Source organism: Nocardia sp. CDC159, from assembly GCF_023740735.1.
GTDB classification, from domain to species: domain Bacteria; phylum Actinomycetota; class Actinomycetes; order Mycobacteriales; family Mycobacteriaceae; genus Nocardia; species Nocardia pulmonis.
The window spans coordinates 25747-40374 of the sequence record NZ_JAMRXH010000025.1 but is presented as its reverse complement, the minus strand read 5'-3'; the positions used below and the strand labels follow the sequence as shown (position 1 = coordinate 40374).

Below are 14628 nucleotides of genomic sequence, written 5' to 3'. Positions count from 1 at the left end.
TCCGCGGATGTCCGAAGTAGTAGTGCCCCGGCCGCCCCGGGCCGCGATGACGGGGAGACAGGTGATCGGTTGGACAGCGTTGCTGGCGGGGGTTCTCGCCGTTGCCGAATTGCTCGACAAGATACGGTTTCCCGCACCGCAGATGATCGTCGCGATCATTGTCGGGGCGATTCTGGCGTTGGCCGGGCGGCTGCCCGCGCCGCTGCCGCGGCAGGTGTCGGTGGGCGTGCAGGCCATGCTCGGGGTGCTGATGGGCAGCTACCTCGAGGTGTCGCTGCTCGGGTCGATCGGGCTGGCGCTGTTGCCGGTGCTGGCGATCACGGCGGCCACCCTGGTGGTGAGCCTGCTGGTGGCGCTGGTGTTCGCACGTTGCACGCGGGTGGCGTTGCCGACCGCGACGCTGGGGTTGCTGGCCGGTGGGTCGGCGGCGGTGGTGTCGTGTGCCGACGATATGGATGCCGATCCGCGGCAGGTGGCGTTCATGCAGTACCTGCGGGTGCTGCTGGTGGCGGTCAGCGCGCCCGCGGTGGCCGCGCTGCTCGATCCCGGTGAGCACACCGAACACGTCTCGGTCGTGGCCAGCCGGGTCACCAATGCCGCGCTGCCGCACTGGGCGCTGGTCGGGCGGGGTGATCAGGTCGCGGGGCTGTGTATCGCGATCGTGCTGTGCCTGCTCGGCATTCGCATCGGGCGGCTGCTGAAGTTGCCCAGCCCCACGCTCATCGGCCCGATGCTGATCACCGCCGCGCTGACCGCGCTGGGTCTGAGCCACGGGTACGCGCCGACCAACATGTTCAAGGAGTTGCTGTTCGTACTGATCGGATTCGATGTCGGCACTCGCTTCACGCGGGCCGTCGTCATGGAGATGGCACGCATGATTCCGGGCATGACCATCGCCATCGGTGTTCTCTCGATAGCCGTCGCGGCCCTGGCGTACGTGCTGTCGCTGTTCGTCGATCTGGAACTGTCCGATCTGTACCTGGCCACCACCCCCGGCGGCATCAACGCGGTCCTCGCCGCGGCCGAGGGCATGGGCGCGAATATGCCACTCATCACCAGTGTGCAGAGCATCCGCCTGCTGTTCATGGTCGCGATGCTCCCGCTCATGGGCAAACTGTTCCGCCACTGGACCGCCCGCCAGGCCACCACCCGCATCGCCACCCAGATCGCGGCCGCCCAACCCACCCCCGCCCCCGACACCCCGATCGTCGAGGCGGAGGAACTCCCACCCCTACCCCCGGCCGAACCCGAACCGGCCACCGTCAGAACCACCTGACCCCCCTCCGAGTGGCCCGCAACGCCGCGGGACCCACCACTCGTCGAGCCTCTCCGGTCTCCCCGCAATGGCGCGCGGACCGAATTCCCGCAATGCCGCGGACCAAGTTCGACTCTCCGATTACACGAACTCGCCCCCTCCTGTTCGCAATGCGCGGGTCCACCCGACCCCCAGCAAGAACGCCACGCACAGCGCGCGGTAGCCATTCCCGCCGAGCAAACTCCCTTGTGCCCGTAGAACGCCGGTGGTGTTTCCCCGCCGTGCGTGGCTCCCCTTCGTTTCCCGAACGCAGCTCCCATTCCTTCCCCCCCGAATCAGCCTGCTACTTCCCCCGAACGCGGCCTTTCGCACTTCCCCCGAATGCGTCCTCGCACACTTCCCCGAATGCGGCTGCTTACTCGTCCTTCGGATGCGGCCGTTTACTTGTGCCTCCGACGCGGCTGCTTACTTGTGCCTCCGACGCGGCTGCTAATTCTTCCCCCCGACGCGGCTGCTTACTTGTGCCTCCGACGCGGCTGCTAATTCTTCCCCCGACGCGGCTGCTTACTTGTGCCTCCGACGCGGCTGCCAACTCTTCCCCCCGATGCGGCCGTTCACTCTTCCCCAGGACGCGTCCCCTTATTCTTCCTCCGGACGCGTCCCCTTATTCTTCCTCCGGACGCGGCTCCTTACTCTTCCTCCGGACGCGGCTCCTTACTCTTCCCGCGAATGCGGCCCCTTCGTTTCCCCGCCGTGCAGCGCAGCGCGATGCACGGCGGGGATCCACCCCGACCTACCGAATGGAAGCCTGCTGCTGGCCGCCGCCCTGCTGCTGACCCTGCTGGGCGCCACCCTGCTGGCCCTGCGCCTGCGGGTTCGAGCCCTGCTGGCTCTGGCCCTGCTGCTGGCTCTGGTCGCCGCTCTGCTGTTCATCCTGGCTGCCCTGCTGGTTCACGACCTGCTGCCACCAGGCGTCGAAGGCGGCGCGCTGGGCCGGGCTGTAGCCCGCGACCGTCCCGACCGGGCAGGATGTGCCCGCGGTGGGGTCGATCTTCTGGTGCTGCACAACCTCGACGTCGCCCAGCGGGACGATCGTCTCGCACCGGTCCGGACCGGGCATCGGGCCGGTCGGCGCGTCGGCCAGCGCGGTGGCCGGGGCGAACATCAGGATCGCTACCGCGGCCAGGCCTAGCGGTACATGCGTACGCACGAAGGTATTCCTTTCTCGAAAGGTAAGTACTCAGCGGACACGCATGTGGAATGTAACCGGCATTTTGCCTGGTAAGTGGGACCTCGCGACCGGAAGTTTCGGATTCGGCGAACACCTGGGAGGATTTCGCGGGTGAGTGCCACCGGTGACGATGTCCGTAGTTTCGCGCTGTCCTTACCGGAGACGACCGAGCAGTTCCAATGGGGGATGCCGATTTTCCGCGTCGCGGGCAAGCTGTTCCTCACCCTGCCCGAGGCCGAGACCTCGATGGCGGTGCGCTGCCCGATCGTCGAGCGCGACGAACTGGTCCGCGCCGAGCCGGACAAGTTCTGGATCGCCGCGCACGAGGCCAACAACGCCTGGGTTCGGGTGCGGCTGGCCGCGCTCGACGATCTCGACGAACTCGAGACCATCGTGCGCGACTCCTGGCAGCAGGCCGCGCCCCGGCACCTGGTCGATTAGCTACGCGGCCTTGCGCGGCAGGCCGGGCGGATTGACGCGGCTCTGGGCCACGGCCTCGCCCTGCAGCCCCCAGCGCTCCAGCACCCTCCGATAGGTCCCCTGCTCGATGGCGTGGCGCAGGGCCTCGTGCACCGGCCCGATCAGGCCGTTGTCCTTGCGGGTGAGCACGGCGATCTCCGCCTGCAATGCCTCGCCCGCCCCGGAGTAGGTGGCCAGAATCCTGGTCTGCCCCGAGGTGGCCGAGTGATAGACCGCGACCGGATTGGGGCCGAGGTAGCCGTCGATGCGATGCGAGGACAGCGCCAGGTAGTAGTCGGTCGTCTGCTGGAAGTAGGCGATATCGATCGGGGGCAGCCCCTCGGCGACATTGCGCTCGTTCCACTGGACCAGCAGCTGCTCCTGATTGGTGCCGCTGCCCACGGCGATGCGCTTGCCCGCCAGCGAGGTCCGATCCTTGTAGGTCCAGTCGGCGTCCTCGGGCACCTCGAGGGCGATGTTGTCCAGGCGGTAGGTCGCGAAGTCGTACTTGTCCTTGCGCTCCTCGGTCACGGTCACGTTGGAGATGAACGCGTCCACCGCACCGGAGTCGACCGCCACGAAGTTCTGCGCCCAATCCGCCGCGCGCACTTCGAGTTTCAGCCCGAGGATGTCGGCGATGAGCGAGGCGAAGTCGACCTCCGAGCCGATCAGGGTGCGATCGTCGGTGGCGTGGAAGCGCAGCGGTGCGCCCGTGCCCGCCGAACCGGTCACGATCAGCGTGCCGCGGTCGCGAATGGCCCGGGGCACCTGGGCGGCAATGGCCTCCACCTTGTCGGCGCGCACCCGATTCGCCTGTTGCGGAGTCAGATCGAAGCTCTGCCCGTTCACCGCCCGCACCTCGGTCTCGGGATCGGAGGCGCAGGCGCTGACGGCCAGGACCGTGGTGACCAGTGCGGCGGCCAGCGCCAGGTTGCGTCGGACCGTGCGGGAGATGAGCATGCGGTGACGCTAGGTGCTTGTCCGGTTTGTCCGGCAGCATTTTGTTCACGCTGATCGTGGTTCGTGGCAAGCCGCCGCCATGGGCGGACAATTCACCCCAAACGCAATCCGACCCTGTCAGGAGCGCAGTGACCACGTCGATACCGGTGAATCTGAAGCACGCCAAGGATATTCATCCCGGAGTCGACGTGCCGCTGTTACACGAGGCGGTCCATCCGGAGCGCACGCTGTGGTCGCCCGCGGAGTTGCGCGAACTGACCGCCGGGGTGGCCGCGACCCTGGCCGCCCCGCTGCTGGACATCGTCCGCTTCGACCCCGTCCAGCGCTGGTGGACCCGGCTGGCGCTGACCATGGGCGTGGAGCTGTGGCTGCTGTCGTGGGGGCCCGGACAGGGCACCGAACCGCACGACCACGGCGGCGCGTCCGGCGCGTTCACCGTCACCATTGGCGACCTGCACGAGGAGTATCTGCACGCGGGCGGTCCCCCGCGCACCGCGATCTGGTCGGCGGGCGATACCGTCGCCTTCGGCCCGCAGCGCGCGCATCGGCTGCGCAATACCGGTCCGCGCCCGGCCGCCTCGGTGCACGCCTATTCGCCGCCGCTGCGGCCGGTGCGGGAGTACCGCGCGCTGACCGATTTCACGGGATTGTGAGGGAGCCGTCGTGAGTGTCGAGGATCTGCTCGCCCGCGCCCGCGAGCGCCTGCTGCGCGTCGATCCCGCGCAGGCGGCGGCGCTGCAGGCCGAGGGCGCACTGCTCATCGATATCCGCCCGCACGCCAACCGCGCCGCCGAGGGCGAGATTCCCGGTGCGGTCGTCGTCGAACGCATCGTTGTGGAGTGGCGGCTGGACCCCGCGAGCGAACACCGCCTGCCCGGCCTGGCCCCCGATACCCCGGTCGTACTGATCTGCAACGAGGGGTATGCCTCGAGCCTCGCCGCCGCCGACGCGCAGCGGCTCGGCCTCACCCACGCGACCGATCTGGTGGGTGGATTCCGGGCCTGGAAGGCGGCCGGGTTGCCGGTGGTCGCGGGCGGGTCCGCACCGGTTCCGTGATCGCCACGTCGGTAACAGCTGCGAATCGACGCGGCGGGAGCGCGGGCGCGCGGGTCCGGGCGGATTAGAGTCCCGGATATGGCGACGGCGGGTGTGCGGGTGCGGGCCACGGGGGAGGATTTGACGTCGGCGGAGCTGGGGAAGGCCACCCGCAAGCGGGTGCCGCGGTCCTCGCTGGGGCAGTGGACGCCCGCCCCGGATCGGGCGGATCCGATCGATATCCTCGAGCGGCAGGCCGCGACCCGGCTGGCGTATCTGGTGCCGATTCGCTACGGGCGCATGGCCGCGGGCCGGTTCCCGTTCTATCGGGGCGCGCCCGCGATCATGGCCGCCGATCTGGCCACCCGGCCGACTACGGGGCTGACGGTGCAGCTGTGCGGGGATGCGCACCTGTCGAATTTCGGCCTGTTCGCCTCGCCGGAACGGTCGCTGGTCTTCGATGTCAACGACTTCGACGAGACGCTGCCGGGACCCTTCGAGTGGGATGTCGAGCGGCTGGCCGCCAGCGTCGCGGTGGCGGCACAGGCCAACGGCTGCACCGATGCCGAGACCGTCGCGGCCGCGACGGCGGCGGCGACCGGCTACCGCGAGACGATGAACCGGCTGGCCGGACTCGGCGAGACCGATGTCTGGTACGAGATGGTCGATGTCGAGCAGGTCGCGGAGCTGCTGCGCCCGCGGTATCGCAAGCGCACCGAGAAGGTCATCACCAAGGCGCGCCGCCGCACCAGCCTGCAGGCGCTGAACAAGCTCACCGAGCCCGGCCCCGACGGTGAGCCGCGCATTCGCCCGGATCCGCCACTGGTGCTGACGCTTCCGGATGTCGAACATGTGCCGCTGCACGCCGTGCTGGCCGACTACCGCAACTCGCTGCCGGACGAACGCCGGCTACTGCTGGATCGCTACCAGATCCGCGACTTCGCCGTGAAGGTGGTCGGCGTCGGCAGTGTCGGCACCCGCTGCTTTCTCGCGCTGCTGACCGGGCGCACGGTCGGTGACCCGCTGTTCCTGCAGGTGAAGCAGGCCGAAAAGTCGGTGCTGGCACCGTATCTGCCGCGCCGGGGACATCGTCATCAGGGCCATCGGGTGGTGCATGGGCAGCGCCTGATCCAGTCGGCCAGCGATATCTTTCTCGGCTGGGCCACCGGTCTGGACGGGCTGTTCTACTACTGGCGTCAACTGCGCGATATGAAGGGTTCGCTGGCGATCGAGGAGATGTCGCCGGACGAGCTGCGCCAATACGCCGGCATGTGTGGGCGCACCCTGGCCCGCGGCCACGCGCGCTCGGGCGACCGCGTCGCCATCGCCGCCTACCTGGGCAGCGGCGATGTCTTCGACAAGGCGATCGGGGAGTTCGCCCTGGCCTACGCCGCCCAGACCGATGCCGACTACCAGGCGCTGCTGACCGCGATCGACACCGGCCGGATCACCGCCGAGGATGCCTGAATCACCGCTGCGCCAAGGCTTTCAGGGCGCGTTCCACATCATCGGAACCATTGTGGACGTGGAACGACACCCGCAGCCCGCCCGCGCGAGCGGTGGTGATGATCCCGGATTCGGCGAGCCGGTGCACGCGCTCGCCCGCGCCGGGAACGGTGACGATGGGGGAGTCGCCGGGAACCGGACGCAGCCCCAGATCGGCCAGCCCGCAACGGAATTCGGCCGCCAGCGCCCGATCGTGGCGGCCGATCGCCTCGACGCCCAGCTTCTCGATCAGCTCCAGTCCGGCCACCGCGCCGACCACGCCCAGCCAGTCGGGCGTATCGTCGAAGCGTCGGGCGGACGGTGAGAGTCGTTGCGGGCCATACATTTCCGCCCATCGGTCGGCGGCCGCGTACCAGCCGGGCGAGACGGGTCGCGCCGCCTCGGCGACCGTGGGATGCACCGCCAGGCAGCTCACACTGCGCGCGCCGAGCAGCCACTTGAACGTCGCGGCGACCCAGAAGTCGGCGTCGTCGAACCGCAGCGGCAGCCAGCCCGCGGCCTGCGTGGCGTCCAGCAGCAGCCAGGCGTCGTGTGCGCGGGTGGCAGCGCGAAGTTCGGCCGGATCGATCGCGCGGCCGTCGGCCGATTGCACGACGCTCACCGCGACCAGGGCGGTCTGCGGCCGCACCTCCTGGGCCAGGCGCTCCAGCGGGACCGTGCGCACCATGAGATCCCCGCGATAGCGGAAGGGGTTGGGCACCGAGGCGAAATCGCCCTCGGCCACCAGCACCTCCGCGCCGGAGGGCAGCGCGGCGGCGGCCGGGCCGATCAGCGAGCCCACCGAGTGGCCGATGGCGATGTCGTCGGCGGTGGCTCCGGCCAGCAGTCGGACGAAGCTCGCCCGCAGCACCTCGACCCGATCGTCGGCCGCCGACGGCGCGATATGACCCGCCGTCCATCGCTCGGTGACGGCCCGCTCGGCCGCCAGCCGGGACGCGGCGGGAAGCCCGAAGGCCGCGGTGTTGAGATAGGTGGTTTCGGGACGGAACTCGCCGGGTGCCAAGGGATCCATCTTCGCAGTGTCATCCGCGTCGTGGCACCCGGTCCATAGCCACCCGCGCCGCATTGGCCTGATTCGGCGCACCTGCTACGCACTGTGAAAATCGGTTGCGCGGATTCGGCCGGGGGTGCGAATCTGCGGGAAACGGTCGGATTCGCTGGAGGAGCGGGTATGCGCCAGATCTTCGAAGTACTTCGGATGCCTTGTCGGACCGTTACTTTCGAGGATCTCGGCGCATATGCCCATTCATCGCACGCTCAATATCGGGATTGTTGCCCATGTCGACGCGGGTAAGACCAGCCTGACCGAACGGCTGCTGTTCGACCACGGGGTCATCGACGCGCTCGGCAGCGTCGACGCCGGGACGACGCAGACCGACAGCGGGGACATCGAACGGCGGCGCGGGATCACCGTGCGCTCGGCGGTGGTCTCGTTCACCGTGGGACGAACGCATATCAATGTCATCGACACCCCCGGCCACACCGATTTCGTCGCCGAGGTCGACCGGGCGCTGCGGGTGCTCGACGCGGCCGTGCTGGTGGTGTCGGCGGTGGAGGGGGTGCAGGCGCATGCGCGCCTGCTCATGCGCGTTCTGCACGACATGCGGTTGCCCACACTGATTTTCGTCAACAAGGTCGATCGCCGTGGTGCCCGGACGCGCGAACTGCCGGCTGAGATCCGTCGGCGGCTGACTCCGCATGCGGTCGTGATGAATCCGCCCTCGGACCCGATGGACGTGGCGGAAACCCTTGCCGAACAGGACGACTCGATTCTCGCGCGCCTGATCGACGGCCCGCCGCTCGAGCCGGAGGAACTGCGCCGCGCCCTGCGCGATCAGGTCGGCCGCGGGATCGTGCACCCGGTCTACTTCGGTTCCGCCCGTACCGGAGTGGGTATCGACGCGCTGGTGCGGGCGATGGTCGAACTCCTCCCCGTCCCCGTGACGACCGAGGTCGGCCTGCCGCCGCGCGGCACGATCTTCGCCATCGATCGCTCACCCGGCGGAACCAAAACCGCCTACCTGCGGCTGTTTTCGGGCACCTTGGCGGTTCGCGACCGGATCACGTTGCACCGGCGCGATTTCGACGGGATCGTCCACCACCACAGCGGCCGCATCACCGCCCTCGAGGTCGTCGGCCACCCCGCCGCGCGTCTGACCGCGGGAAATATCGGCCGCATCACCGGCATCCCCGACGCCCGCGTCGGCGACACCCTCGGGGCCCCGGCCGATCCCGACCCGGCCCGCGTCCCCATGCCCACGCTGCGCACCACCGTCCGGGTCCGCGGCCAGGCACCCGCGCGCCTGCACGCCGCCCTGCGCGAGTTGGCCGAACAGGATCCGCTCCTGCACGTCCGCGTGGAATCCGACGGCGCGACCTCGATCCTGCTCTACGGCGAGATCCAGCGGCAGATCGTCGCGGCCACGCTGGCCGAGCGCTATGGCATCGACGCCGAATTCCGCAGCACCGAACCGCTGTGCGTCGAGCAGGTCACCGGCACCGGCGAGGCCGTCGAGGCGATGGGTCACCGCGCCCCGAGCCCGAGTGGATACTGGGCGACCATCGGCCTGCGCGTCGAACCCGCCCCCGCGGGCACGGTCTTCGGTTACGAGACCGAACTCGGCGCGCTGCCGCACGCATTCCATTGCGCCATCGAGGAATCCGTATCTGCCACGCTGCGCCGCGGCCCGCACGGGCGGCCGATCACCGGCTGCGTCGTCACGCTCATCCGCTCCGGTTTCGCCGGGCCGGTATCCACCGCGGCGGACTTCCGTGCCCTGACTCCGCTGGTGCTCGAGCGCGCGCTGCGCCGCGCCGGAACGAAACTCCTCGAGCCGATCCACCGCTTCGAGGCCGAGATTCCCGCCGACACCCTGGCCCCGGTCTCCGCCGCCCTGACCGGTCTCGGCGCGCGGATCGAGGACCTCACCCCGGCCTGGACCGTCCGAGGAACGATTCCGGCCCGCCACGCCGACTTCGCCCAGCGCCGCCTGCCCGGTCTCACCCGGGGCGAGGCCGACTGGTGGTCACGGCCGGCGGGCTATCGCTAGGCGGCGCTGCCGAAATCAGCTCGAGTGGAAGCCTTATCTGCCGCGCCGACCGGTTCTAGCATCCGGCGTATGACCGCCCGCCTGCCGCTCATCGATATCTCCCGATTCCGCGGTCCGGATCGGGAGGGATTCCTCACCGAGCTGCGCTACGCCGCGCACGAGGTCGGCTTCTTCTACGTCGTCGGACACGGTGTCCCCGAGGCGCTGACCACCAGGATCTTCGAGGTGGCCAGGCAGTTCTTCGCGCTTGCGCTGCGGCGGCGGCTCGAGATCGACAACATCAACTCCCCGCAGTTCCGCGGCTACACCGTGACCGGACACGAGTACACCGCCGGATCCCCGGACCGGCGTGAACAGCTCGATATCGGACCCGAGCGCGCCCCGGTCGACCTCGCGCCCGGGGATCCGGCGTGGCTGCGGCTGATCGGCCCGAATCAGTGGCCCGCGACCCTGCCGCGGCTGCGCGAGGTCACGTTGGCCTGGCAGGCCGAGGCACTGCGGGTGAGCCGGGAGGTGTTGCGCGCCCTGGCCGCGGCGCTGGGCCAGGACGAGGGGTATTTCGACGCCTGGTTCGACGAGGAGGCGTCGGCGCATGTGAAGATCATTCGCTATCCGGGCCGCGACCCCGGCGAATCGGATCAAGGCGTCGGGGCGCACAAGGACTACGGTTATCTGGCCCTGCTGCAACAGGACGAGGTCGGCGGGCTGCAGGTGCAGGGTCCGGACGGTTGGATCGACGCGGTCCCGGTGCCGGGCAGCTTCGTATTCAATATCGGCGAGATGCTCGAGATCGCCACACAGGGCTATCTGACCGCGACCCGGCACCGCGTGCTGAGCCCCCCGGCCGGGGTGGACCGGTACTCGGTGCCGTTCTTCCTCGGTCCGCGGCTGGACGCCGTGGTCGAACCGCTGGTGCTGCCGCCGGAACTGGCGGCTCGGGCGCGCGGGGTGAGCGCGGAGGCCGACAATCCGCTGCACGCGCGTTTCGGCGAGAACGCGCTGCGCGGCTGGCTGCGCTCGCATCCCGAGGTGGCGCGGCGCTGGTGGTCCGACGTGCTCGCGGAGCGTTCGTGACCACGATCGAGATCCTGGCCGATGACGCCGAGATCCGCGGCGCCCATGGGATTTTCCGCACCGCCATGGTCGGCCTGCCGCCGCTGCCCTCGGACGCCGAGGGATTGTGGGAGCCGGGCCGCGTCCTGGGCGCCCGCATCGACGGTGAACTGGTCGGCACCGCCAACTCCTACACCAGCTGGTTGGCCGTGCCCGGTGGTGAGCGGATCGCGCATGCCGCGGTCACCCACGTCGGCGTCCTGCCCACCCACACCCGCCGCGGCGTGGTGACCGCGCTGCTGCGCCATCAGCTCGCCGACTTCGCCGCGCGCGGTGAGATCGTCGCGACGCTGCGGGCGTCGCAGGGCGGCATCTACGAGCGCTTCGGTTACGGCGTCGCCACCGCGATGGCACGGGCGGAGCTGGATCCGCGCCGGGCCCGGCTGCGCGACACCGTGCCCGCCTCCGGCCCGGTGCGCTTCCTCGACCTCGATGTAGTGTGGGAATCGCTCGCCAAGATCTATGCGGCCCAGATCCTTTCGCGACCGGGTGCGATCGGTCGTTCGCAATACTGGTGGCGGCTACAGGAACTGACCCACGCCAGCCCGGGATACGTGGTGGCGCACGGGCTTCCCGGCAGCGAGGACGGCTTCGCCCGCTACCGTCCCCGGGACACCACCGACTGGCCCCGCAGTCCCCATCGCACCATCGTGGTCGACGACCTCGTCGCCGCCACACCCCGAGCCCAGGCGGGCCTGGTTCGCCATCTGCTGTCCATCGACGTGGCCGACACCATCGTCTTCCCGACTGTCGCCCCGGACTTTCCGCTGCGCCACCTGCTCACCGACGAACGCGCCACCACGCTGTCCGCGATCCGCGACGAGACCTGGCTGCGCCTGATCGATGTGCTCGCAGCCCTGCGCCGCCGCACCTACCGCCCGGGCTCCGAGCTGGTCCTAGCGGTCACCGACCCGATCCGCACCGCCAACTCCGGCGCCTACCGGATCTCGGCCGAATCGGTAACGCGCACCACCGAAACCGCGGACCTGACCACCGACATCGCCGCGCTCTCGGCCGCCTATCTCGGCGGCACGAGCTGGCGGCACCTGGCCCTGGCCGGCCGTGTCCGCGGCGGAGATCCCGAGGCCGTCGCCCGCGCCGACGAGCTGTTCGGCGTCGGCGAAGCACCGTTCAGCGGAACCTGGTTCTGAACTTCCCGGACTACTTGCGGGCGTAGCTGCGGAAGACGTAGTCGTCGCGGCCGTTGACCGAGCGGCGGGAGCCGATGGTGTAGGTCATCATGAAGTCCTCGGACGGGACCTCGGGGGCCAGGATGTCGCCCTGATAGGCGGTGTTCAGCTCGGTCACCGCGATGACGGTCGCGAAGGGCACGGCCGCGCGCAGGATCTCGCCGCCGCCGAGTACCCACACCTCCTGCGGATCGGTCAGGGCCAGCGCCTCGGCGACCGAGGCGGCCCGCTCGGCGCCCGGGGCGAACCAGTCCGGCTGGCGGGTGACCACGATCTTGCGGTTGTTCGGCAGTGGCCCGAACAGCTCCTGCGCGGACTCCCAGGTCTTGCGCCCGAGCACGACCGTGTAGTCGGAAACGGTCTCGAGCAGATGCTCCCGATATTCGGGCAGGTCCCAGGGAAGACGGCCACCCGCCCCGCTCGCGCCGATCACGCGGCCGCGGGTCTGTGCCCAGATCAACCCGACCGTCCGCTTACTGGTTTCGATCATGTCCGAGCTCATAACCCCAGGATAGTGGTCGCTACCGCCGCTAACTTTCTCGATCGTTGCGGGAGCGGGAGGCAGTGGTCGATCTCACGTCCGGCTTGCCCGGAACTGCCCGATGGGTGCGCGAGCAACGATGATTGCTCTAGTGTTGCTATCGGTGGGAAAACGATTTCTCGCGAGGTTATTGTTTCCATTCGGAATCATTTTCTCGACCCCCTTGTCCCCGCCCCCATTTTCGTGGGCACACGGTTGTCGAACCCGTCTGTCATCGTGATCGGCGTGGATGGATTCGCGGTGTTACGGGGTGGGGATGTCAGGGGCGGGACGGGGTGGGGGGTTGTGCGGTGACGCAGCGGGGGTGGGTGCTGTTTCTGGTGTTGGGTGTGATCTGGGGCGTGCCGTACGCGATGATCCGCGTGGCGGTGCGCGATTTCGATCCGGTGGTCGTCGCGGGCGGGCGGACGGCGATCGGCGCGCTGCTGCTGTTGCCGATCGCGCTGTACGGGCGCTCGCTCGGTCCGGTGCTGCGGCGCTGGCCCTGGCTCGTCGTCTACACGCTGGTCGAGATCACCGGCCCGTGGCTGCTGCTGGGCCACGCCGAGACGAAGCTGAACAGCTCGACGGTCGGGCTGCTCGTCGCCGCCGTTCCGCTGGTGGCGGTCGTGCTGATCATGGCGCTGGGGCATGAGACGTTCGACAGCCGCCGCCTGGTCGGCCTGCTGATCGGACTGGCCGGCGTGGTGGCGCTGGTCGGATTGGATGTCGATCTGTCGGACTTCGGGGCCGTCGCCGCGGTCGCGGTGACCGCGATGGGCTATGCCGTGGGGCCGATCATCATCAATCGCAAACTCGCCGACCTGCCGCCGATGGGCGTGGTCACCGGCTCGCTCATCCTGGCCGCGGTGATCTATGCGCCGTTCGCGCTGTGGCGCTGGCCCGAACGGATCACCGCGGCGGCGAGCTGGTCGGTGCTCGGGCTGGCCGTGATCTGCACGGCCCTGGCATTTCTGGTGTTCTTCGCCCTGATCGGCGAGGTCGGTCCGGCGCGGGCGACGGTCATCACCTATATCAATCCCGCGGTCGCGCTGGCCATCGGCGTGAGCCTGCTCGACGAGCCGCTGACGGCCGGTATGGCGATCGGCTTCCCGCTGGTCATCGCCGGTTCCATCCTCGGCACCGCCAAGGCGCGGGCGCGCGCGGTCGCCGAGCCGCAACCGGTCGACACCGTCGGCTGAGCGGGCCGGATCCACCCGCGCCCGATTCGAGATCACGGGCGCGGGTATCCGGCAGCTGGAATCGCACGCGGTGCACAGGAGGACCCGATGACCCTGCCCCTCACCGAGATGTCCGCGCGGCGCTGGCAACTGCGCGACGAGCAGCTGGCCGGGGCGGTGGACGAGCTCATCCGCCACGACCGGCGGCTGGACGGCGTCGAGGTGAGCGTGGAGTTCCGGCGCGGGGTGGCCCATCTGACCGGCCGGGTGGAGTCGTCGCGCTGCCTGGCGCTGCTGCGCGAACTGGTCGGCCGGTTCGCGGGCGTGCTCGCGGTGTGGGATCGGGTGCGGGTCAACGGAAATGCGCCCCGGATCCTCGATATCGGCTGCGGTGGTACCAAGCAGTATCCGGACAATGTCGGTGTGGATATGCGACCGGCGCCGGGAGTGGATGTTGTCGCGGATTTGCGAAAAGGAATTCCATTTGCTGACAATTCATTCGATCGCGTATTTGCGGTTCATGTGCTGGAGCATTTAGCGGACTTTTTGCCATTGGTGGACGAGTGTCATCGGGTGTTGCGTCCGGGCGGGGTGCTGCACGTGCTGTCGCCGTGGTGGCGCTATGTGAACGCGGTGGCCGATCCCACGCACCTGCGACTGCTGGACGTGCAGACCTTCAAGGGCGTCTGCGCGCGTCCGGGCAGCTCCAGGCGGTGGTATCCACTGCACGCGGGCTGTGACGGTGCCAGCGTATTCGCGGACCTGCAGCGTCTGGAACCGGGGGAGCCAGAACCTTCTGATCTGCAACTGGCTCGATTCTTCGACTAGTGGTCTGGTTTGAGGGGGTGTAACCGGACGTCGGTGAGCAAGGTCACCCACCCCGTCGTCCGGGGCTGTCCACCGGCTCGCCCGCGGGCCGGTGCGCCGCCCCTGAAATGGGCTTTTACGGCTTGTTTGCGCCCGGTGCCGAAATGCTACGAAAACGTTAAAGCCGGCCGTCTGAGACCCGCGTCGCTCGAAATCTGCGGCGGTCCCGTCTACCGTCGCAAATGTTGCTGAGTCAGTGCTGACCGCAGCTTTGAAAGCAGCTACGAAACCCAGACGGAGGCTCGTGCATGCTTATGGCAC

The 14628-nt window shown here is 69.1% G+C and carries 14 protein-coding genes; 10 read left to right on the top strand and 4 right to left on the bottom strand.

What is annotated here, in order from left to right:
• Nucleotides 1–61: 61 nt before the first annotated feature.
• Nucleotides 62–1276, top strand: coding sequence for an AbrB family transcriptional regulator (locus tag NDR87_RS34600; RefSeq protein ID WP_251918131.1), 1215 nt, complete (start codon nt 62–64; stop codon nt 1274–1276).
• Nucleotides 1277–2048: 772 nt separating this feature from the next.
• Here the strand turns inward: NDR87_RS34600 and NDR87_RS34595 are convergent.
• Complete coding sequence (locus NDR87_RS34595; protein ID WP_251918130.1) at nt 2049–2465, bottom strand: hypothetical protein; 417 nt, start codon at nt 2463–2465, stop codon at nt 2049–2051.
• Nucleotides 2466–2597: 132 nt separating this feature from the next.
• On the opposite strand from NDR87_RS34595, the gene NDR87_RS34590 reads away from it, so the two are divergent.
• The gene (locus tag NDR87_RS34590; RefSeq protein WP_251918129.1) at nt 2598–2927 is read left to right on the top strand and encodes an MmcQ/YjbR family DNA-binding protein; all 330 of its coding nucleotides are present in this window, start codon (nt 2598–2600) and stop codon (nt 2925–2927) included.
• Here the strand turns inward: NDR87_RS34590 and NDR87_RS34585 are convergent, their stop codons facing one another.
• On the bottom strand, nt 2928–3905 hold the full coding sequence (locus NDR87_RS34585) for an ABC transporter substrate-binding protein (protein WP_251918128.1): 978 nt from the start codon (nt 3903–3905) through the stop codon (nt 2928–2930).
• Between the two features lie 128 nt (nt 3906–4033).
• Between NDR87_RS34585 and NDR87_RS34580 the strand changes: the two genes are divergently transcribed.
• From NDR87_RS34580 to NDR87_RS34570, 3 genes are all read left to right on the top strand, one after another.
• Nucleotides 4034–4558 carry a cysteine dioxygenase family protein gene (locus tag NDR87_RS34580; protein ID WP_251918127.1) on the top strand — a complete coding sequence of 175 codons (525 nt, stop codon included), beginning with the start codon at nt 4034–4036 and terminating at the stop codon, nt 4556–4558.
• Nucleotides 4559–4568: 10 nt separating this feature from the next.
• Nucleotides 4569–4961: a rhodanese-like domain-containing protein gene (locus NDR87_RS34575; protein WP_251918126.1), complete on the top strand. Its 393-nt coding sequence runs from the start codon at nt 4569–4571 to the stop codon at nt 4959–4961.
• Between the two features lie 78 nt (nt 4962–5039).
• Complete coding sequence (locus NDR87_RS34570) at nt 5040–6407, top strand: DUF2252 domain-containing protein (protein WP_251918125.1); 1368 nt, start codon at nt 5040–5042, stop codon at nt 6405–6407.
• A 1-nt stretch (nt 6408) separates the two neighbouring features.
• Here NDR87_RS34570 and NDR87_RS34565 read toward each other — a convergent pair whose 3' ends face one another.
• Complete coding sequence (locus NDR87_RS34565; RefSeq protein WP_251918124.1) at nt 6409–7458, bottom strand: aminotransferase class V-fold PLP-dependent enzyme; 1050 nt, start codon at nt 7456–7458, stop codon at nt 6409–6411.
• A gap of 226 nt (nt 7459–7684) precedes the next feature.
• Here NDR87_RS34565 and NDR87_RS34560 point away from each other — a divergent pair, with 226 nt between their 5' ends.
• From NDR87_RS34560 to NDR87_RS34550, 3 genes are all read left to right on the top strand, one after another.
• Nucleotides 7685–9496, top strand: coding sequence for a translation factor GTPase family protein (locus tag NDR87_RS34560; protein WP_251918123.1), 1812 nt, complete (start codon nt 7685–7687; stop codon nt 9494–9496).
• Between the two features lie 69 nt (nt 9497–9565).
• A complete protein-coding gene (locus tag NDR87_RS34555; protein WP_251918122.1) occupies nt 9566–10570 on the top strand; it encodes an isopenicillin N synthase family oxygenase in 1005 nt (334 codons plus the stop codon).
• Nucleotides 10567–11760 (top strand): GNAT family N-acetyltransferase, encoded by a 1194-nt coding sequence (locus NDR87_RS34550; RefSeq protein ID WP_251918121.1) that lies wholly within the window; start codon nt 10567–10569, stop codon nt 11758–11760. The genes NDR87_RS34555 and NDR87_RS34550 overlap by 4 nt, the downstream gene beginning before the upstream one ends.
• 10 nt (nt 11761–11770) lie before the next feature.
• Here the strand turns inward: NDR87_RS34550 and NDR87_RS34545 are convergent, their stop codons facing one another.
• Nucleotides 11771–12301, bottom strand: a complete 531-nt coding sequence (locus NDR87_RS34545; RefSeq protein WP_251918120.1) for a dihydrofolate reductase — start codon at nt 12299–12301, stop codon at nt 11771–11773.
• A gap of 329 nt (nt 12302–12630) precedes the next feature.
• Here NDR87_RS34545 and NDR87_RS34540 point away from each other — a divergent pair, with 329 nt between their 5' ends.
• Both NDR87_RS34540 and NDR87_RS34535 read left to right on the top strand, forming a co-directional pair.
• Nucleotides 12631–13521, top strand: a complete 891-nt coding sequence (locus tag NDR87_RS34540; RefSeq protein ID WP_251918119.1) for a DMT family transporter — start codon at nt 12631–12633, stop codon at nt 13519–13521.
• An 87-nt stretch (nt 13522–13608) separates the two neighbouring features.
• Nucleotides 13609–14328 carry a methyltransferase domain-containing protein gene (locus tag NDR87_RS34535; protein WP_251918118.1) on the top strand — a complete coding sequence of 240 codons (720 nt, stop codon included), beginning with the start codon at nt 13609–13611 and terminating at the stop codon, nt 14326–14328.
• The last annotated feature ends 300 nt before the right edge of the window (nt 14329–14628 follow it).